Source organism: Mucilaginibacter sp. (genome assembly GCF_036383575.1).
In the GTDB taxonomy this organism is placed as follows: Bacteria; Bacteroidota; Bacteroidia; order Sphingobacteriales; family Sphingobacteriaceae; genus Mucilaginibacter.
This window is the reverse complement of record NZ_DASVOB010000076.1, coordinates 1-18,501: the sequence shown is the minus strand read 5'-3', so window position 1 is coordinate 18,501 and position 18,501 is coordinate 1. Positions and strand designations below refer to the sequence as shown.

The 18,501-nt window shown below is 44.3% G+C and carries 17 protein-coding genes and 2 pseudogenes; 7 read left to right on the top strand and 12 right to left on the bottom strand.

What is annotated here, in order from left to right:
• The 3 genes and pseudogenes from VF500_RS02760 to VF500_RS02750 all read right to left on the bottom strand — a co-directional run.
• Positions 1-618 (bottom strand): annotated as a pseudogene (locus VF500_RS02760) (AAA family ATPase); the annotation flags it as partial.
• 509 nt (positions 619-1,127) lie between these two features.
• Complete coding sequence (locus tag VF500_RS02755) at positions 1,128-2,237, bottom strand: DUF6515 family protein (protein WP_330858209.1); 1,110 nt, start codon at positions 2,235-2,237, stop codon at positions 1,128-1,130.
• Positions 2,238-2,388: 151 nt separating this feature from the next.
• A complete protein-coding gene (locus VF500_RS02750; RefSeq protein ID WP_330858208.1) occupies positions 2,389-2,961 on the bottom strand; it encodes a thiamine diphosphokinase in 573 nt (190 codons plus the stop codon).
• 154 nt (positions 2,962-3,115) lie between these two features.
• Here VF500_RS02750 and VF500_RS02745 point away from each other — a divergent pair, with 154 nt between their 5' ends.
• Positions 3,116-3,532, top strand: coding sequence for a hypothetical protein (locus VF500_RS02745; protein ID WP_330858207.1), 417 nt, complete (start codon positions 3,116-3,118; stop codon positions 3,530-3,532).
• Positions 3,533-3,542: 10 nt separating this feature from the next.
• Here VF500_RS02745 and VF500_RS02740 read toward each other — a convergent pair whose 3' ends face one another.
• The gene (locus VF500_RS02740) at positions 3,543-4,169 is read right to left on the bottom strand and encodes a thiamine phosphate synthase (protein WP_330858206.1); all 627 of its coding nucleotides are present in this window, start codon (positions 4,167-4,169) and stop codon (positions 3,543-3,545) included.
• Positions 4,170-4,256: 87 nt separating this feature from the next.
• Positions 4,257-5,939, bottom strand: coding sequence for an alkaline phosphatase PafA (gene pafA, locus VF500_RS02735; RefSeq protein WP_330858205.1), 1,683 nt, complete (start codon positions 5,937-5,939; stop codon positions 4,257-4,259).
• A 432-nt stretch (positions 5,940-6,371) separates the two neighbouring features.
• Here pafA and VF500_RS02730 point away from each other — a divergent pair, with 432 nt between their 5' ends.
• Positions 6,372-7,907, top strand: coding sequence for a carboxylesterase/lipase family protein (locus VF500_RS02730; RefSeq protein ID WP_330858204.1), 1,536 nt, complete (start codon positions 6,372-6,374; stop codon positions 7,905-7,907).
• A gap of 306 nt (positions 7,908-8,213) precedes the next feature.
• Here the strand turns inward: VF500_RS02730 and VF500_RS02725 are convergent, their stop codons facing one another.
• The 7 genes and pseudogenes from VF500_RS02725 to VF500_RS02695 all read right to left on the bottom strand — a co-directional run bounded on the left by VF500_RS02725 (position 8,214) and on the right by VF500_RS02695 (position 13,487).
• A complete protein-coding gene (locus VF500_RS02725) occupies positions 8,214-8,492 on the bottom strand; it encodes an Atu4866 domain-containing protein (protein ID WP_330858203.1) in 279 nt (92 codons plus the stop codon).
• Positions 8,453-9,298, bottom strand: coding sequence for an oxidoreductase (locus VF500_RS02720; protein ID WP_330858202.1), 846 nt, complete (start codon positions 9,296-9,298; stop codon positions 8,453-8,455). The genes VF500_RS02725 and VF500_RS02720 overlap by 40 nt, the downstream gene beginning before the upstream one ends.
• Positions 9,299-9,467: 169 nt before the next feature.
• Positions 9,468-10,198, bottom strand: a pseudogene (locus VF500_RS02715) (SDR family oxidoreductase).
• Between the two features lie 44 nt (positions 10,199-10,242).
• Positions 10,243-11,076: an oxidoreductase gene (locus VF500_RS02710; protein WP_330858201.1), complete on the bottom strand. Its 834-nt coding sequence runs from the start codon at positions 11,074-11,076 to the stop codon at positions 10,243-10,245.
• Positions 11,077-11,167: 91 nt separating this feature from the next.
• Complete coding sequence (locus VF500_RS02705; RefSeq protein ID WP_330858200.1) at positions 11,168-12,070, bottom strand: helix-turn-helix transcriptional regulator; 903 nt, start codon at positions 12,068-12,070, stop codon at positions 11,168-11,170.
• A gap of 335 nt (positions 12,071-12,405) precedes the next feature.
• Positions 12,406-12,909 carry a hypothetical protein gene (locus VF500_RS02700; RefSeq protein ID WP_330858199.1) on the bottom strand — a complete coding sequence of 168 codons (504 nt, stop codon included), beginning with the start codon at positions 12,907-12,909 and terminating at the stop codon, positions 12,406-12,408.
• The gene (locus tag VF500_RS02695; protein WP_330858198.1) at positions 12,906-13,487 is read right to left on the bottom strand and encodes an RNA polymerase sigma factor; all 582 of its coding nucleotides are present in this window, start codon (positions 13,485-13,487) and stop codon (positions 12,906-12,908) included. Before VF500_RS02695 ends, VF500_RS02700 begins: the two co-directional genes overlap by 4 nt.
• A 545-nt stretch (positions 13,488-14,032) precedes the next feature.
• Between VF500_RS02695 and VF500_RS02690 the strand changes: the two genes are divergently transcribed.
• The 5 genes from VF500_RS02690 to VF500_RS02670 all read left to right on the top strand — a co-directional run bounded on the left by VF500_RS02690 (position 14,033) and on the right by VF500_RS02670 (position 18,182).
• A complete protein-coding gene (locus tag VF500_RS02690; RefSeq protein WP_330858197.1) occupies positions 14,033-14,953 on the top strand; it encodes a hypothetical protein in 921 nt (306 codons plus the stop codon).
• A 3-nt stretch (positions 14,954-14,956) separates the two neighbouring features.
• Positions 14,957-15,778 (top strand): TerC family protein, encoded by an 822-nt coding sequence (locus tag VF500_RS02685; RefSeq protein WP_330858196.1) that lies wholly within the window; start codon positions 14,957-14,959, stop codon positions 15,776-15,778.
• Between the two features lie 209 nt (positions 15,779-15,987).
• Positions 15,988-16,455 carry a phosphatidylglycerophosphatase A gene (locus VF500_RS02680; protein WP_330858195.1) on the top strand — a complete coding sequence of 156 codons (468 nt, stop codon included), beginning with the start codon at positions 15,988-15,990 and terminating at the stop codon, positions 16,453-16,455.
• A gap of 481 nt (positions 16,456-16,936) precedes the next feature.
• Positions 16,937-17,512: a TerD family protein gene (locus VF500_RS02675; protein WP_330858194.1), complete on the top strand. Its 576-nt coding sequence runs from the start codon at positions 16,937-16,939 to the stop codon at positions 17,510-17,512.
• Positions 17,513-17,516: 4 nt separating this feature from the next.
• Positions 17,517-18,182, top strand: a complete 666-nt coding sequence (locus tag VF500_RS02670; RefSeq protein ID WP_121232531.1) for a TerD family protein — start codon at positions 17,517-17,519, stop codon at positions 18,180-18,182.
• The last annotated feature ends 319 nt before the right edge of the window (positions 18,183-18,501 follow it).

Here is an 18,501-nt window from a genome sequence, read left to right as displayed (position 1 = left end):
CAGCTCGAAAATGTTGAGCAATTTGCGGGCATCTCCCCCAGAAAGACGTAGTAAAGCCTCATGATCTTTTATGGTGATGTTTTTATCCTTCAAAACCACATCTTCTTTCATGGCCTTGTTCAGCAGGTCGATCAGATCGGCTTCGGAAAGGGATTGTAAGATATAAACCTGGCAACGTGAAAGCAAAGCCGAGATCACCTCGAAAGATGGATTTTCGGTAGTGGCGCCGATTAGTGTAACTATCCCCCGCTCAACAGCCCCTAACAATGAATCCTGCTGGGATTTGGAAAATCGATGGATCTCATCGATAAACAGTATCGGCAGTACTTCGCCCTGTTGTTTTAACAGCGACGCTTTTTCTATCACTTCACGTACATCTTTCACACCCGAATTGATAGCGCTCAAAGCAAAAAAAGGGCGGAATAACGATTGTGAAATAATATAGGCCAGCGTTGTTTTACCCACCCCCGGAGGTCCCCAAAATATCATTGACGGTAAGGAGCCTGATTCAATAGCTGTGCGTAGCACCGCCCCCGGCCCAACAAGGTGTTATTGCCCAACATACTCGTCAAGCGATTTGGGGCGCATACGTTCGGCTAATGGCGGGAGGTTATTCATAAAAGTAAAATTCAGAAAAGAAAACGCTAAATCCTAAAAAAATTAGTAAAATATACCATCTCCACCCGTCATTGCGAGGTACGAAGCAATCCCCAATAGGCAGGTAACATGCTCCTTTCTATCTGACAAACATCGTCCCGCTCAATCGCCGCGGGTTGGCTGTTACTTTTGTCTTGACACAAAAGTAACCAAAAAGTCAAGTCAGCAGGAAGGCTTCTTTGCCGCACGGGCCATTGCCCTGCAAAACGGTCAGAACCACGGGCTGCAATTATTTTGCCCGGCTGCGCTCGCTCGCACCCAGGCTTCTGCAAAAACTTGCTATGCCCCAGCCACAGCACAAGGCCACCATTGTTCTGCCCGCTTTCGCCCGAAGCTTACCTGCTGACGGAAACCGTTGTAATTTTAATTTATCATCGGGCAGGACGAAGCAATGCCTCAAGATGTGTTAACAAAAAAGGCTGCCTCCATTACGGAAGCAGCCTTTATAATATATATTGAATTTTTATTAATTACTGTTGGTTCGGGTTTTGATCGCTGTTGTTATCTTCAGGATCATCTGACGGAGTACCTACAATTTTGTAAGCTCTGTTGTCGCCGTTTTGAGTTTCCTGATAGTAGTAGCCATCAGGAGATACAAACAGCTTTTCGCCATTGATCTTGATCTTCCTGCAATCGGCTGGTAATTGAGTTACAATATCACCAATTTGCGGGCCCTGATCAACACTGCTGCCATCGCCGTTACCCTGATCAGTATTTAACTGACCGTCTTTACCGGCAATTACATAAACAGTTGAACCGTCATCTTTGGTATATGGCTGATAGTAAACGCCGTTTAACTCGTAGTACTGCTCGCCATTGATCATGATTGACTCAGCACCTGATGGTAAACTTTTGATCTCAGCACCAATTGGTGGCTCAACAACGGTATACTGGTCATTGTATTGACGGTAGTATAAACCATCACTGTAGTAATATTGGTAATCGCCCCAATAGAAAGGATAGTAACCATATGGTAAGAAACCAATGCTAAAACCTAAACGTGGGTAGTAGAACGAATTGTAATAGTTACGGTATGGATAATAGTAGTGGTTACCAAAGTAACCGCCACGGCCACCGTAAGCATATGTGCCTGGATAAACCCTGCGGCCACCATAAGCGTATGAACCGCCCCTGTAATAAGTACCACGACCACCATTATATGCGCGCCTGTCGACAGTTGCATAACCACGGCTGCCATTATAAACACGTGCAGTGCTACCATAGCTGCGTTGCGGTGCAATTGATGAACCATTTGGCCTTATACCACCATAACTACGTTGTTGAGCAGAACCCACACTGGTACGTGAATCGGTACCATAACTCCTTTGAGGAGCAGCTATAGCAGTACGTGAACCACCGCTGTATGAGGTTGAAGGGCGTGAAAAACTGCCACCAGAAGAACGGGAAAAGCTACCGCCTCCGCCACCACCGCCGCCTGACGATCTTGAACCGCCTCCGCCGCCACCACCACCGCCGCCACGAGAACCGCCGCCACGTTGTGCATCAGCATTGAATGCCAGGGATAAGCTCAACAAGCCCCCCAATGCAATTGTTAATAGATTTTTATATGTCCTTTTCATGATGAAAGATTTTTTTAACTGATCAGCATGGTATTTTTTGCTGATATAAATATATAGACTATTAAATGTTTAAACGGTTTAACGCGTTTTTAATTATTTTTTACTCAAAAAGCGAACCAATACTATCTATACGTACCAACTATCGGTTTCGCTACTCAATATCCTCGGCAATGAACAAAAAAGATTGTTCAAACTGCAGCGTAAAAAAGCCATCGTGGGTGGTTTTATACCTGTTATTGCCCGCCGCTTCAAGCCCGCTCAATTGCAAGCCTGAGGGGTGCGAAAGTAATTCAATGAACTCGCCTGCCGGTTTCCACTTGCTGAACCCCGGGTTAACGGGGTAGATCTTTTGCTGCTCCCTGAAAATCACCAGGTTTATTTTATCAGCATAAAATAAAAAATCTTTCAGCTCCAGCACATCTGTAATTACATTAACCGCAGGGTAGTTATGCGTTACCAGGTATTTTAAAGCCGCACCTGCCGCATTATCCTCTCCCAAAGGCATGTGTTTTACGTCCGATTGCAAATCACCCGCGTCACCATCACCTATTATCCAGTCAACCTTTATGCCCGATGCATCCAGTTTTTCGGCGGTATCAGTGGTGCAGATCACCGTCGGGCTCCACTCCAGCAGTTGCCCCAGCATTTCCTCATCAAAAGTATCCATACTTAAAATCAGCAAAGCTGGCTCCTGTTTTTCGCGTACAATATGGTGTGATGACATTGCTAATGTAGATGGATTAGATGAATAATAAATGAAAATATAAAGATGAGGTTTTTATGGAGTATATGAGGCGGTGACGGGCTTTTATGACGGTAGAATAGTATTAACGGTCACCTTTTTATTTATTAGGTATTAACAGTAAATGAACCTGATCATGAAACGGAAAATTTTATTGCTCGTGCCTGTCCTGTTTTCCGGTTGCATCATGGATTATTATTATGAACGGCCGTTGTCTGTTGTTAATAAATCGCCGGTTCGTGTTGCTGTGGAGATAGTTAACGATACAGTCAAATGGACAGAAAGCAACATCACATCCTACCAGTCAAATGAAATAGCACCTTATGATAGCGCCTTTATAAAAAAACCGGGTGAAAACGCATGGCTTGAGTATGTTAATAAAGGGAATGCTAAAACTTTGTATATCTATTTTTTTGATGTGGATACTTTAAACAAATATCAAAAAGGCGGCGCTGACATGAATTATCTGCTCGGGAACAAAAAATACCTGAAGCGGTTGGATTATTCGCTTGATGAATTAACCAAGAGCAATTGGGAGATAAAATACCAATAGGCTCTCGATATTAATACATCTTTCTATAAAACTCCTTAACACTCGCGGCCGGGTCGGCAACAAGGTTTATGGCCGATGATATTGCAATACCATCGATTCCTGATTGCAGCAATGGCTCCACATCATCTAATTGGATGCCCCCGGCGGCTATCACCGGGATACTGATGCTTAGTTTCTCCAATTGGCGATAGCCGTTAAAACCAAGCGGGTCAACACCGTTCGGGCCATCGGTTGATGTAGAAGCAAAAGGTCCGTAGGTATAATAATCAACCACCCCGGTACTTTGTAATTTTAATAACTCGTCAGCATGCCTTACTGATGCACCAAGGGTTTTATCCGGACCGATAACCTTGCGGATGCTGGGCAGATCGGCATCAACGTCGTCTATATGTACACCCTGTGCGTCGACCCGGTCAATCAGGTCATAGTGATTGGCAATAATGAGGGTTGCGCCCCAATCGTCGCAAATTTCGGCTATCTCGTTTATCTCATCAATCAGTTCGTCTTCGGGTTTACTCATGCAATGGTATTGCACCCAGTTTGCACCCGCGCTGCAGGCAATTTGTACCTGCTGCACATGGCTCCGGCCCGGCATATCCTGTGTTACGTAATGAAATCTGGAGATATATTTTTTCATTGCCTTTTGTCCAAATTAAAAAATCCTGAGCAAAACATGGCCGTATGGCTTGCTTTAACTCAGGACTTTGTACAAAAAACTTACAACTTAGTTCTTCAACGCTTCGCTGATAGTTTTCCCCACGTTACCGTTAGGTGCCTGGATATGCAATAACGATGATATGGTAGCCGAAATATCTGTCATGTGTGTTTGGCGGGTAAGGCTGCCATGTTTAATGCCCCAGCCCATAAACACCAACGGAATATGCGAATCATAAGGGTTCCAGGTACCATGTGTAGTACCTGTTGGGCCACGATCATTTGTGCCATGACCGGTATACCATGCCGGTTTCAGGATGATCTGGATAGCGCCGCTATGCTCGGCATTATAACCATTGATGATCATGCTGCGCAAATCGTCAGGAATATTAGCTTCCTGTACTTTTTGCAGGTCGATAGCATACGCAATGCCCGGCTGTTTTTTTAGGTATGCGATGCAATCTAATTTTACAGCATCTTCGCTAACGCCGGCTTTTGCAAGTGCTGCGTTATTAAAGTTAACCTGGTAATTATCCATGCTGATGATCAGGTTGTTCACCTTGTATTTATCGCTGATCATCGTGTTCATTTCTTTTGCAGCTTTGCTATCGTCCCAAACACCGGCAGGGATGTTATGGTCTTTCAAAAAGTTAGGGTTATGGGCGGCACCATGGTCGGCACTCAGGAAAACCGAATAGTTGCCTTTGCCTACAGTTGCATCTAAATAATTGAAAAACGCAGCCAGGTCCTGGTCAAGCCTTAAATAAGTATCCTCAACCTCAACCGAGTTAGGACCAAACTGGTGACCAACATAATCTGTTGACGAAAGGCTCACCGCTAAAAAGTCGGTTACCGTGTTTTTACCCAGTTTTTCGCCTTCAATAGCTGCTTTGGCCAAATCAAGCGTCATGGTGTTACCGAAGGGCGTTGAGCGGATCATGCCAATACGGCCTTTGTAAAGTTCAGAAGTTTTAACCGGCAAGGTTGGTGTAGCGGCACCGGCAAACTTACCTTCATAACGATCGCTATTGTCGGGTGCGCTTTGTACGTAAGTATCAACAGGGTATAGTGGGTTCCAATCCTGTTTCAGGTATTTTTCGGCAATTTTTTGATCGTTGAAATTTTTAACCCAGGCCGGCAGGTCATTCATATAATAAGTGCTGGTGATCCAGTTACCGCTCGCATCATCAAACCAATAAGCAGCATTGGCCGAGTGACCGGCAGGAAGGATGCCGCCACGATCTTTCAATGCTATACCGATAACCTTTGAGCGGAAGTTGGTAGCCAGCCTTAATTCGTCGGTAACTGTACTAACCAGCAAGTTACGTGGCGACATTTGCCCTGCTTTTGAAGTGCTGCCAACTGCAACAACGGTGCTGTCATCAGTACAATACATGGATTTGCCTGTAGCCTGGATAATGAAATCATTACCCACTATGCCATGAATGGCAGGGATGGAACCGGTATAGATACAAGTATGACCAGCGGCGGTTACTGTAGGAATGTAGTCAATATTGGTGTTTTCGCAGGTGAAGCCTTCATTAAGCATCCTTTTAAAGCCACCAGCCTGATAACGGTCATAATAGCGGTACAGGTAGTCCCAGCGCATTTGGTCAACCACCAAACCCACAACCAGCTTTGGGCGGGGAATTGATGCTGATGCCATGGAGGCCGTTGTAGTTTTCTTTTTTTGTGCCGATACCGAAACGGTAGCGAAAGAGAGGAAAATAAGCAGCAGATGTTTAAACTTCATCGCGAAAAAATAAATTTAATTGCGCCAAATATCAGCAAAGCATTTAAGATGCAATGTGATGTTTTTGTTAAATATGGGGATTGTTACAAAGGGGGGGCAGGCCTCCCAAATTATTCCATCAGTTGGGGCTTAGAGAGTAAAAAGCTGGGATTTGTGCGATTCCCCTCTTGAGAGGGGTGAAGGGGGTGTGTTTCTGCTTTTATAAGCTAATCGTAGAAACACACCCCTGCCAACGCGCTTTACCTTCGCGCCCCCTCTCGAGAGGGGAATTTAAAAGATCCGTTTTCAACAACTTACTTAAATCGCTTGCTATGCACTTACGGAGGGAAGGGGTTGAGTCGTAATCTCATCATGCTTTCTTCCCCGATAAAGCCCCTGCAAATTGTCCAAAACTTCGTAAGTTTAACAAACCAATACATAAACCTGTAACTAATGAAACGAATCTGTTTATTGCCGCTTTTGCTGCTGGTAAGTTCTGTTTTCGCCCAAAATAAAAACCTTGATGTTGTTGTTACCGATGCCGGTAAAGTTTCTGGCTTTGCTAACCAGCGCGGCGATGTACATATTTATAAAGGCATTCCCTTTGCTGCCCCACCGATTGGGGATTTGCGCTGGAAAGAGCCACAGCCGGTTAAGCCCTGGGATGGTGTAAAAAAATGCACTGAATTTGCCGCCAGCCCCATGCAGGGCAAACCGGATGCCTTTGGTGTTTATACACGGGAGTTCCTGATCCCGTATGAGCCTATCAGCGAAGATTGCCTGTACCTGAACGTATGGACCGCCGCAAAAGCACCGGCAGAAAAACGGCCTGTACTGGTATACATTTATGGTGGTGGGTTTGTAAGCGGAGGCGCGGGCGTACCTATTTATGACGGCGAGGCCATGGCTAAAAAGGGGATCATATTTGTGGTTATTAACTATCGCGTAGGGATCTTCGGTTTCTTTGCCCATCCCGAATTAACCAAAGAATCGCCGCATAATGCTTCAGGAAATTATGGCTTGATGGACCAGCTTGCCGCGCTGAAATGGGTAAAACAGAATATCGCCGCTTTTGGTGGCGATCCGGATGAAGTTACCATCGCGGGGCAGTCGGCCGGGTCAATGAGTGTAAATTGTTTGGTGGCATCACCATTAGGTAAGGGATTATTTAGCGGCGCAATTGCCGAAAGCGGGGCCAGCTTTTCCGGTACCTGGAAAAATGGTGGGTTGAAGGAAGCAGAAGAGAACGGGGTTAAAACGGCTACTGCTTTAGGAGCAAATTCCATTGCCGAACTTAGAAATAAACCGGCCGCCGAACTTGTTGGTAAAGGCCAGAGCCGCCCGGTTATTGATGGTTATGTTTTGCCCGAAGCCATAGCCGATATTTTTAATGAGCATAAACAAAACGACGTGCCCGTACTTACCGGCTGGAACGAGGACGATGCATTTATTGGGAAACTCAAAACCGCCGAAGATTATAAAAAGTCGATTGGCACTCAATATGGATCCGACGCTGATGAGTTTTTGAAACTTTATCCGGCGGGATCGGATCAGGAGGCAGCTACATCGCAGATTCGCATCAGCAGGGATCAAACTTTCGGCATCCAGAACTATACCTGGGCCAATGTGCAAAGCGAAAAAGGGAAGGCAAAAATTTATGTTTATCGCTTTACCCGCCGTCTGCCTGCCACTGCCGATTTTGTTAAATATGGCGCTTTCCATACCGGCGAGGTCGCTTATGCCTATGATAACCTCAAATTCCTGAACCGCCCATGGGAGCCTGTTGATCAGCAACTGGCCAATACCATGAGTACCTATTGGGCCAATTTTGCTAAAACCGGTAACCCAAATGGAAAAGGAGTGCCAGCCTGGCCTGCTTATACAACAAGCGACAGTAAAATAATGATCCTGGGCGAAAAGCCAGGAGCAAAGACTTTGCCTGATAAGGCAGCTTTGGATTTTATGGTGAAGCGCGCAAGCGGAAAGTGATACCGGATTTAGGATTAATTGGATTGGTTTGAAAATTAATAGCAAACGCTTTTAAATTAGCAACAGGAGACACCTACGCAGGTGTTCGGAAGTTTTTTTTTATTCCCTCCCTCGGGAGGGGTGCGGCTGAAATGTGCGTTGGCTGGGAGGGGTTTATGCGTCATTAATGCGGGTAGCCCCGGATAAACCCCTCCCTACACCCTCCCAAGGGAGGGAATCGTACAATCCCCGCTCTTTTTGATTCTTCCGAACACCCGCGTAGGCACCTCCTTTTTGTTGACGCTTAGATTTTACCGCTATAAATGCTTATACCGTTTCCTTAAACAAAACCATCCCGGCATGATAATATGCACCATCCCTGAAATCCCCTTCGGCGGTAAAACCGGTATCGTCAAGGTATTCAACGTGATTGCCTAATACGCTATAATAGCCTGTATAGGCATTTTGTTTATCGCCCCGGGCCTCGGTGTAACGGCCGTTGGGCAAAAATTCGTGGCGAATCAACCCATCGCGGGTAACCCATACACCTATATAATAATGAGCATTTATTGTTGTATTGCTGTTGAAAGCGTTAGTTCTTTCCATGTTTGTAATTCGTTTTGAACGAATGCCAGCTTTTTCTCAGCCAGACCGTAAGCATCCTCGCCCAGGAATAAATTGAGCGGCGGGTTAGCTTCGTTGGTTATGCTGATCATGGCTGCGGCTGCTTTTTCAGGGTCGCCGGCCTGTTGCTGGTCCATATCGTTTTGGTGAAAATTTACTGTATCCCGTACGTTTTGATAGTCGGCTATCTGGTTTTGCGGTACTGCCAATGAGCCGGCCGACAGGAAATTGGTCCTGAAATAACCCGGCTGTACAATGGTAACCTTTATGCCAAACGGCGCTACTTCGGCCGATAAAGTTTCGGAGAAACCGTTAACGGCAAACTTGGTGGCGCAATAGATACCGCCGCCTGCAAATGCGCCGGTAAAGCCACCTATCGATGATACATTTAAAATATGTCCTGATTTTTGAGCACGTAAATAAGGCAGCGCTTTGCGGATCACATTCAATGATCCGAATACGTTAACCTCAAAATTATCGCGTGCCTCGCGGTCGGTCAGCTCTTCAATGCCGCCTAATAAGCCATAACCGGCATTATTAACAACAACGTCAATCTTTCCGAAAGTTTTTACAGTGAGCTCAACGGCTTCCTGTACGCTGTCTTCGTTGGTTAAGTTAACGGCCAGCGGCAAAAACTGCTCACTGTGAACGTCAACTGCTTTATTCAGATCGCTTAAATTGCGCGATGTGGCGGCTACTTTATAGCCTTCGCCTAATAATTTTTTTACTAAGGCAAGTCCCAGTCCTTTTGAGGCACCGGTGACTAACCATACTTTGTTGTTTTCCATAGTTTTAGATAGATTTTAATTTTACTGATTTGTTACTGTTTTGCCGGTGATTTTTGATTTTCGCTTATTTTGTTTTGGGGATTTCACCGATTGCTATGTGATTCCACCGATTTTTTGATTGGATGATTCCTTTTCAGGCAGTTAATATTGGGGTTATTTCTTTTTTAATTTATCGTGTTTGCCCAAGGGGACGTACCACCACTTCGTTTACCGAAATATTTCCGGGCTGACTTATGGCATAGATCACCGCATTGGCAATGGCCTCTTCATCAAGCTTGGGCATATTGGTGAGGTTGCCATATAAGCCTTTGATCTTAGGGCTGGTAATATCATGCCCTAATTCAGATTTTGTAGCGCCGGGATAGATGGTGGTTACCTTAATTGTTTGGGCTACCTCCTCGCGCAGGGTTTCCATAATCGCTTTCACCGCGAATTTAGTACCGCTGTACACCCTAATGCCCGGCGATGTTTTTAAGCCACCAACCGATGAAGTGGAAAGGATATGCCCTTCGCCGCGCTCAAGCATATGTGGCAGTACAGCATTAATGCCATATAGCACACCTTTAATATTAATGTCGATCATCTTGTCCCACTCATCAACATGGCCCTCTTCAAAAAAGGAGATAGGCATGATGCCGGCATTGTTCCACATTACATCAACATGGCCAAATTTGGCTACCGCCTGCTGAATGAGGTTACCAGATCAGCCCGTTTGGCAACATCGGTTACCACATACATGGCATTGTCCCCAATTTCCTGTACCAGGGATTTCAGCTGATCTTCCCGGCGGGCCGCCAATACTACTTTGGCGCCAAGTTGTGCCAATTTACGGGCGGCAGATGCACCGATGCCGCTGCTGGCGCCGGTTATCACGATCACTTTATCTTTGATACTTTCCATTTTATTGTTTTTATATAGGTAGATATAGGGTAACGGAATAAAATTTAGAAATCGGTTGAGCAGGTTACATCCTGCCATTGCCTGATTTCCTGGTGCAAAGTATCAAGCTTAGCAAGTGCACGATTGTATGCATCACCACCTAATAACAGGTATAATGGCGGGTTTTCCTCGTAAACTGCATTGATAATGGCCGTTGCAGCCTTTTCCGGGTCCCCTGCTTGCTTGCCATCCATTTTAAGGTATTTATTGTGGATGGCCCGCACCTCTTTATAATCATCAATTTTGTTCTCGGTAATTGAAAGAGATCCTGCGGTAAGGAAGCTGGTACGGAAGGCACCCGGTGCAACCACAGTTACTTTAATGCCAAATTCTTTAACATCGGCCGCAAGTACTTCCGAAATTCCGATCACCGCGTACTTGGATCCGGCATAAATAGCCCAGCCTGTGTTGGCAGTAATACCCGCAATAGATGAAATATTGATGATATGACCAGAGCGTTGTTTACGCAGGTAAGGCATTACCGCACGGATCACGTTGAGGGTGCCGAATACGTTTACATCAAACGCAAGGCGGGTTTCGGCATCGTTAAGTTCTTCAATAGCTCCACCTATGCCGTAGCCCGCATTGTTGATCACTACGTCGATACGGCCAAAAAACTCATGGGTATGCTGTAAAGCCAGCGACACGCTGCTTTCATTTGCCAGATCAACCTGTAGGGGTAAAAAATTATTGCTTGTTGTATTAACTGCTGCTGTTAACTCCTGTAAATTTCTGGAAGTGGCGGCAACAAGCTGTCCTGCTTCCAGTAGTTGTTTTACCAGGCTAAGGCCAAAGCCTTTCGAAGCCCCGGTAATAAACCATACTTTGTTGTTGTCCATAAAAATTGTTTGCTTTGTTATTAAGATAGAACAAAGTTACAGCAGCAACAAAGGGAGGACATTACATTAATCAAACCAAAGGTTACGAAATTCAAACATTTCGAAACGAACCCGGGGTTTGTTGAGTTTGCTTTTTGAAAAAGTTATTGAAATGGGTAGGTTCTTCAAAGCCAAGGCAGTAACCAATTTCAGAAATATTCCAGTCGGTATGCCTTAATAATGATTTGGCTTCGCTCAGCAAACGATCTGCAATATGATCAGTAGTTGTTTTGCCGGTAGTTTCACGGATAGCCCTGTTCAGGTGGTTTACGTGCACCGAAAGCCGCTGCGCAAAGTCATTGGCCGAGCGCAGCGCAAAGCGTTGCGATGGCGTTTCGATAGGAAACTGCCGCTCCAATAACTCCGTAAATACCGATGTGATGCGTGATTTGGCATCAACATGTTTATACACATTTTCAGATGGTTCGGTCTTTAATGCGTAATAAGCCAGCTCGGTAACATAATTGCGGAGCAGGTCATATTTAAAAGCATATTCGGTATTGATCTCGGTGAGCATTTTCTGAAAAAGAGCGGTCACATAAGCATCCTGCTCTTCATTTAAAGCATAAACGGGTTTGGCATTGAGGCCAAACATCGGAAATTCGCTTAGGCCGGTACGGAATTTCTCCAGGAAAAACTCTTCCGTAAAAATACAGAAGAAACCGGTACGGTCGTCAGACATATGCTCAAACGTATAAGGCACCATTGGGCTGAAGAACATCAGTGTTGAACCCGAAAGCGTAATACTTTTATCGGCGTAGTGAATGATGTTGTCGCCGCGCATCAAACTGATCTTATAAAAAGTACGGCGGCTATAGGTTACCTGTTTCGCATTAGGGCCAATACAATCCTCGATCCTGAAAACATTAAAGTGCCCAATGCTTTGCTGCAGGTTACCGGGCATCCAGTTAACTTTTCTTTGATAAAAATCTTCAAGGGTTTCTGCTTTCGACATAAAACAAAGTTACAAAAATCAAACCGGGGCGTCAAGTAGTGGAGTTGGGGTGGATTAGTTATGACAAAATTGTGTATAAAAAATAAAAGCCTCCCAACCTTGCGTCGGGAGACTTTCAACCTAAACCTTATCACAATTAAACCGGTAAGTTTACCAGTTCGCATATGTTATTACAATCACTGTGCCAAAATCGGCTACTTTTTAATTTTTTTTATAATGTATCCTTGTTGATACATTAATATTGAGTTAAACTGATGTTTATGTTACAAACAGACTACCGGCTAAGTGTCAAAAAGACACATTAGTTTGTTTTGGCATACAGAAAAGTGAACACTTTATGCCTCTTTTGCAGCTTTTTTTCTACGCAGGTAACTATCGGTTAAAAATAGCGCCAAAATTACATCAAACACGAAAAAACTTTTCATTAAAGTACTATTGAAGATACTGCTTGCAGAAGGCAATTTTAAACTTGCCGGTAGCTTAACATCTAACCCACTGAACAAATTGCCCGAAATTTTAACATTGGAGAGGATAACTATTAGCAATGCCAATATGCTCAGCACGAAAAAGGCGGCAATGCCTAATATTATCTTTTTATTGATTGTTGATTTTAATGGCGCCAATTGCTCGGCCCTGATGGCCTCCATTACATTATAACTAAAAGCCATGGATGGCTCATCAAGTTCCATACTGGCAAATTCCTGGTTTAGCACAAGCAGTTCGGTATACTTTTGTTTGTATAACTCGTCCTGCTCAATAAGCCGGGCAATGGCTTCCTGCTCTGCCGGAGTACAGGTACCATCAATATAGTTCCAAAGTTTTTCTTCGATGGTGTTCATATCAGTTCTTTCACCTCGTGTTTTAAATTGCGCTCCAGCTTCTCTTTCAAACGCTGGCGTGCCCTAAATAGTTTAACCTTAACGGTATTTGTTTCAATACCCATTGTTTGAGCTATCTCTTCTAACGATTGCTCACCCTTATAAAACAGGGTAATAATAGTAGCATCATCGGGCAATAACTGCTCAATAGCCTGGTTCAGGTAATATGACCGCGATTTATTTTCTACATTGTTGGTATCATACGCCGATGCATGGCTTTCAACCTGCACAAACGTACCCTCATCATCAATCGAATCGGTATCCACCCTTTTCTTTCTTAAAAATGTCATGGCCGTAGTATAAACTATACTATAAAGCCATGTACTAAATTTCGACTGCCCCTGGAACGATGCCAGCGAGCGGTATGCTTTTACAAAACAATCCTGTGCAATCTCTTCAGCATCCTCACGGCCTTTGGCAAAACGCATGGCCAGCGTAAAAACAAAACGCTGATGCCGCTTAACCAAATCGGCATACGCAAATTGGTTACCCGCCAGGGTTTGCTCAATAAGTTCGATATCTGAAAGCTTGCTTTGCATTATATAACCTCTGTGACTACGGCGTTGCAGATCGGGTTACACCTTTATGTAAATATAATTTATTTTGATGGGAATGAGGTTAGTGACGTGGTTGGATAGAATCGCTTTTATAGAACCGAAAGGCACAAGTCATCCACCCTCATACCGGCCACGCAAGACTTGCGCCAGATGAGGTCTGAACTCGAATTAAACGAATTTTAAGAATTTATAGAATTTGTTTAGCATTCTGTTAATTCCTTAATTCAAAAAATTCGAGTTCAGACAAACCACTAATCTCTACCATAGCGTTGCCTGCGGCCCGGGCTTTACGCTCATACGCCTACAGGCATTACGCTCCCGGCCGGTATCCGATTCAATCCCTAACGCAAATTTGGGTTCAATTAAAGTTTTGTTGTCCAAACTCAAACTCCCAAATACACACCCTTTATTCGTAACATACGCCCAAACATTCAATCCTATAATTTTGTATTTTTACATTTAATATAAGGGAGTACAGCACGTTGATGGATGATAACAGGTTAAATATTTTAAATGGGTCTAACAGGATGCTCAGCAAGCTTCAGCTGCTGTCGGTGTTTTTTGAAGATGAGCTCATTTACAAACTCTACCTGCGTACCCAGGTTATCCATAAGCTTTTTGAAACCAATCCCGAGATCGACATCAATAAACTGGAGCTTTTCCACGTTCAATTTACCACCAGCCTGGTCGACCTGCTCCGGAAGATCAAAAAGAACAACGAAAATAATGTAAGCCTTGTGCTTGATGAGATCCAGCTTACCAAAGAGATGGTTGATCAAATGGATGACAGTGCACTTACCGAGCAGGATTTTAAAATTGACAGGCAAAGGCAGGCGCTGAAGGTAAATCTTTCCTTGCGAAAACTCTACCAGGTGCTTTCTGATAACTCCAACGATTATCCTTTCTCTAAAAACATCAATGCTTTCAGTCTGCGTTATGGGTCCGACTTTTTTTATAATATAACGCCGGAACTTTATAACGAACTGGTGCAGTATAATTATAACGATACCTATCATAATACCAATGCTATTATTCAGCGTAAACTGATGGGGATATTGTTAAAACGCGAGTTCCGTACCGAATTTTACTGCGGTTTAAAAGCCGGTAACCTCATACTGGAAGTATATAAATTTATGGATGAGGACAGGCACTTTTTATTTTCGCCTGCCAATAATTTATTCCTATTTTGCGATGTTACAAGGCTTTCGGGCGTAGAGAATAATAGCAATCTATCTAAAAAAGAAAAACTGGCGCATGAGCTGCAGGATAAAATTGACAAACTGCAAAGCGATGTGGTAACAATGAAATCCTATATGCCACCCGAAATAAAATCCCTGTTAGCCGAAAACTATAAAAAAATAGCCGACATCAACTTTTTACAAAGCCTGAGCGACGTTGACGTGCAGGCCAACATTTTAAAAGCAATGCTTAATACCGATATCATATAATTTATGGAGTTTTTACACTATGTGCTTGGCCCCGACCTGAAGGCCGGCGTCCTGATTATTTTAAACCTGATTGTTATTGAGAGCCTGCTCTCTGTTGATAATGCTGCCGTACTGGCTACCATGGTGCTCGACCTGCCTCCGCACCAGCGTAAAAAAGCCTTGCGCTACGGCATCATCGGCGCATATGTTTTGCGTGGTGTTTGTTTATTTTTAGCGGCCTGGCTGGTATCTGTTTGGTGGTTAAAACCACTTGGCGGTTTGTACCTCATTTATTTATGCTTCAACTATTTTAAAGGCAAACTTTCAGCCGGCGACGGTGATGGCGAAGAAGAATCTGTTGATAAAAACAAAAACTGGCTTTACCGCTCAACAGTGGGCTTGATCGGTAATTTATGGGCAACCATCGCCTTAGTTGAGCTGATGGACCTTGCCTTCTCTATCGATAACGTTTTTGCCGCAGTGGCTTTTACCGATCATAAAATGTTGATCTATATTGGTGTGTTTATTGGCATCCTGGCCATGCGTTTTGTAGCACAGGCTTTTGTAAAACTGATGGAGAAATTTACTTTCCTGGAAACTGTTGCCTTTATTGTGATCGGTGTGCTGGGGGTTAAGCTGTCTTCATCATTATATGTTCACTTTTTCCCGGAAGCCGGATTTTCAAAACTGATGGAAGGCGAAAGCGCTGATATTTTCACTTCAGTATTTACTGTGGCTATATTTATTATCCCTGTACTTACATCGCTACTATTCAACTTCCCTAAAAGGCATACTATTGAGCCTGAAGTTGCTGAAGCGGCAGAGGATGTATTGGATAAGCAGTAGTGGTTCAGTTGGCAGTTTTGAGTTGGCGGTAGGCAGTAAAAATAAAAAGCAGGGGCTTTGTGCGATTCCCTCCCCAGGGAGGGTGTAGGGAGGGGTTTCTTGAACTATTTCTGTTTCTGTACGGCGTATAAACTCCTCCCTGCCACAACACAGACAGCCGCACCCCTCCCGAGGGAGGGAACAGAAAAATTGATTAACGATTAAAACAAATGTTCTTAAATAAAACTATAGCTTCCATTTTTGGCATCGGGTTTTTAAAAGGCGGGGGTACTTATGCGGCCATTGTTACCTGCGGTTTTATCTGGCTACTGTGGCAAAGTCCGGCGTTGCAAAACCCGTGGTACCTGCTGGCTATCACCATATTTATTACCGCGCTCGGCGTATTTGTAGGCAACAAAGTTGAGCCTGATTGGGGCGAAGATAGTTCGCGCGTGGTAATTGATGAAGTTGCCGGGATGTTGATAGCCATGCTTTTTATCCCCGCTAATTTATATTTCCTTTTAGCCGGGTTAATATTGTTCCGCTTTTTTGATATTGTAAAACCGCTTGGCGTACGCAAAATGGAAGACCTTGGTGGCGGTTTAGGTGTGATGATGGATGATGTACTGGCTGGTGTTTATTCCAATATCCTGCTTTGGGTAGGGTACTTTGTGTGGATGAAGCTTGGAGCGCATTAATTCATAGAGCTTGCCGAGACGGGCACAAGTGAGCATCGCCACATCCCCTCACACAACACTTGCGCCAAAAGGGGTGGATGAAGTTTGGTAGGTAACCACAAGCTACTGAAATTGCTTAATTGCACCAGAGGTGCAAAAGGTTTGTAGAAATAAATACAAATAATTTTCGTGTGCCAGAGGTACACAACGCCGGTGTTCCGTACCTCTGGCACGGTAATGTCGTATATGTTCATTGCCACAAACCTGTTCCCCCTCTGGGGGATTTTTGTTTAAGCCGTATAAATATCACTTCCTTTCCTGTAACAACCACAGTCTCCCACCGTCTTATTTTTGTGTAGACAATTTTTACAATATCACCTCAATAAAACATCTACCTTAGATTAAATGTTTAATTGCCGGTTTGTCACCGGCCAGTACCTGCAATGCCGCGCAAAACCCAACAGGCAATACAGGTTTTACCTAAAAAATAACACATACTAAAATGGCTATTAACTTACAAAAAGGGCAGAAAATAGATATCGGCCTTTCAAAAATGACAGTTGGTTTGGGCTGGAACCCAAACGAAGGTACAGGTTATGATTTCGATCTTGACGTATCGGCCATCATGATCGATGCCAGCAGGCTGGTACCGCAGGATGAGTTTTTTGTGTTCTATAATAATGTCGATTCGCCCGAACAGTCGGTTCACCATACCGGCGATGACCCTACAGGAGGTAACAGCGATGGCGGTGATGATGAATCGATCACTGTTGACCTCACTAAAGTCGACGGTCGCATTCAGGAGATCCTGTTTGTGGTAACTATCCACGAAGCACAGGCCCGCCGCCAAAATTTCGGCCAGGTACGTGATTCCTATATTCGTATCTTAGATAACCAAACAGGTGCCGAAGTTTGCAAATATGAATTGGGCGAAGATTTTTCTATTGAAACGGCTATTGAGTTTGGCAGGTTGTACAAACGCGGCGGTGCATGGAAATTTGAAGCATCGGGCGTAGGTTATAAAGAAGACCTTGCTTTCTTTTTAAGTAAATATTTCAAAGGGCAAATAATCAAATAAGGCAATGGCTATAAATTTGGTAAAAGGTCAAACAATTGACCTGCGTAAAAATGATAAAGGCGAAAGTTTCGACCTGTCATCAGTAACTATTGGCTTAGGCTGGGATGTACGTAAAAGTAACGGCGGCTTTTTAGGCAAGCTGTTTGGTGGTGCCGAAGAGGCCGAATATGACCTGGATGCGATAGCATTTTTATTGGATAAGAACGGCAAAGTAGCCAATCGCGGTTATGCCAAGCAAACTGCCAATGGCCGTACTATCAATATGTTTGAGGGCGATGTGATCTACTTTAATTCTATGCGTCATCCATCAGGCCACATCTGGCTTACCGGCGATAACCGTACCGGGGCAGGCGATGGTGACGATGAGCAGATCATCGTAAAGCTCGATTCGCTCGACCCGAAATATGACCGGATCCTTTTCCTCGTGGCTATTTACCAGGGCCGCAAAAACAACCAGCACTTTGGCATGGTGGAAAATGCTTTTATCCGCGCAGTGGATAGCCATGGAAAAGAGATTGCTAAATTCAGTCTCTCCGGCGATTCGACCTATAATGGCATGTGTTCCATGACCTTTGCCGAAGTATACCGTAAGGACGGCACCTGGAAGTTCCGCGCCATCGGTGATCCGCATTCAACTGATAGCCTTTCGGAGTTGCTTCGGAACTATTAATATAAAACCATGTCATTGCGAGGAGCAAAACAGACATAGCCCGGGCGCGACGTGGCAATCTCGTAGCTATGCATATTGAAGCGGCATTGGCGACGAGATTGCCACGCTATCGCTCGCAATGACATGGTGGTTAGTCATAATTCTACCTAAAAACGATGTATCAGCATTATTCATTTGATCTTTGGCTTACGCTGATCAAATCAAATCCGTACTTTAAGATAGAGCGTACCAAGATCTTTCACCGGGATTTTAATCCGGCGGGTAAAAGTATTGATGAGGTGGCACGGGCCTTCCGTCAGGTTGATTTGATGTGCAATGC

Excerpts from the sequence above, each read along its gene's own strand:
- VF500_RS02750 (WP_330858208.1), bottom strand. The coding sequence starts at position 2,961 with ATGTCATCACACCATATTGTACGCGAAAAACAGGAGCCAGCTTTGCTG.
- VF500_RS02680 (WP_330858195.1), top strand. The coding sequence starts at position 15,988 with ATGTTCTTAAATAAAACTATAGCTTCCATTTTTGGCATCGGGTTTTTA.
- VF500_RS02690 (WP_330858197.1), top strand. The coding sequence starts at position 14,033 with ATGCTCAGCAAGCTTCAGCTGCTGTCGGTGTTTTTTGAAGATGAGCTC.
- VF500_RS02725 (WP_330858203.1), bottom strand. The coding sequence starts at position 8,492 with ATGGAAAGAACTAACGCTTTCAACAGCAATACAACAATAAATGCTCAT.
- VF500_RS02695 (WP_330858198.1), bottom strand. The coding sequence starts at position 13,487 with ATGCAAAGCAAGCTTTCAGATATCGAACTTATTGAGCAAACCCTGGCG.
- VF500_RS02730 (WP_330858204.1), top strand. The coding sequence starts at position 6,372 with ATGAAACGAATCTGTTTATTGCCGCTTTTGCTGCTGGTAAGTTCTGTT.
- VF500_RS02700 (WP_330858199.1), bottom strand. The coding sequence starts at position 12,909 with ATGAACACCATCGAAGAAAAACTTTGGAACTATATTGATGGTACCTGT.
- VF500_RS02710 (WP_330858201.1), bottom strand. The coding sequence starts at position 11,076 with ATGGACAACAACAAAGTATGGTTTATTACCGGGGCTTCGAAAGGCTTT.
- pafA (WP_330858205.1), bottom strand. The coding sequence starts at position 5,939 with ATGAAGTTTAAACATCTGCTGCTTATTTTCCTCTCTTTCGCTACCGTT.
- VF500_RS02670 (WP_121232531.1), top strand. The coding sequence starts at position 17,517 with ATGGCTATAAATTTGGTAAAAGGTCAAACAATTGACCTGCGTAAAAAT.
- VF500_RS02705 (WP_330858200.1), bottom strand. The coding sequence starts at position 12,070 with ATGTCGAAAGCAGAAACCCTTGAAGATTTTTATCAAAGAAAAGTTAAC.
- VF500_RS02685 (WP_330858196.1), top strand. The coding sequence starts at position 14,957 with ATGGAGTTTTTACACTATGTGCTTGGCCCCGACCTGAAGGCCGGCGTC.
- VF500_RS02720 (WP_330858202.1), bottom strand. The coding sequence starts at position 9,298 with ATGGAAAACAACAAAGTATGGTTAGTCACCGGTGCCTCAAAAGGACTG.
- VF500_RS02675 (WP_330858194.1), top strand. The coding sequence starts at position 16,937 with ATGGCTATTAACTTACAAAAAGGGCAGAAAATAGATATCGGCCTTTCA.
- VF500_RS02740 (WP_330858206.1), bottom strand. The coding sequence starts at position 4,169 with ATGAAAAAATATATCTCCAGATTTCATTACGTAACACAGGATATGCCG.
- VF500_RS02745 (WP_330858207.1), top strand. The coding sequence starts at position 3,116 with ATGAAACGGAAAATTTTATTGCTCGTGCCTGTCCTGTTTTCCGGTTGC.
- VF500_RS02755 (WP_330858209.1), bottom strand. The coding sequence starts at position 2,237 with ATGAAAAGGACATATAAAAATCTATTAACAATTGCATTGGGGGGCTTG.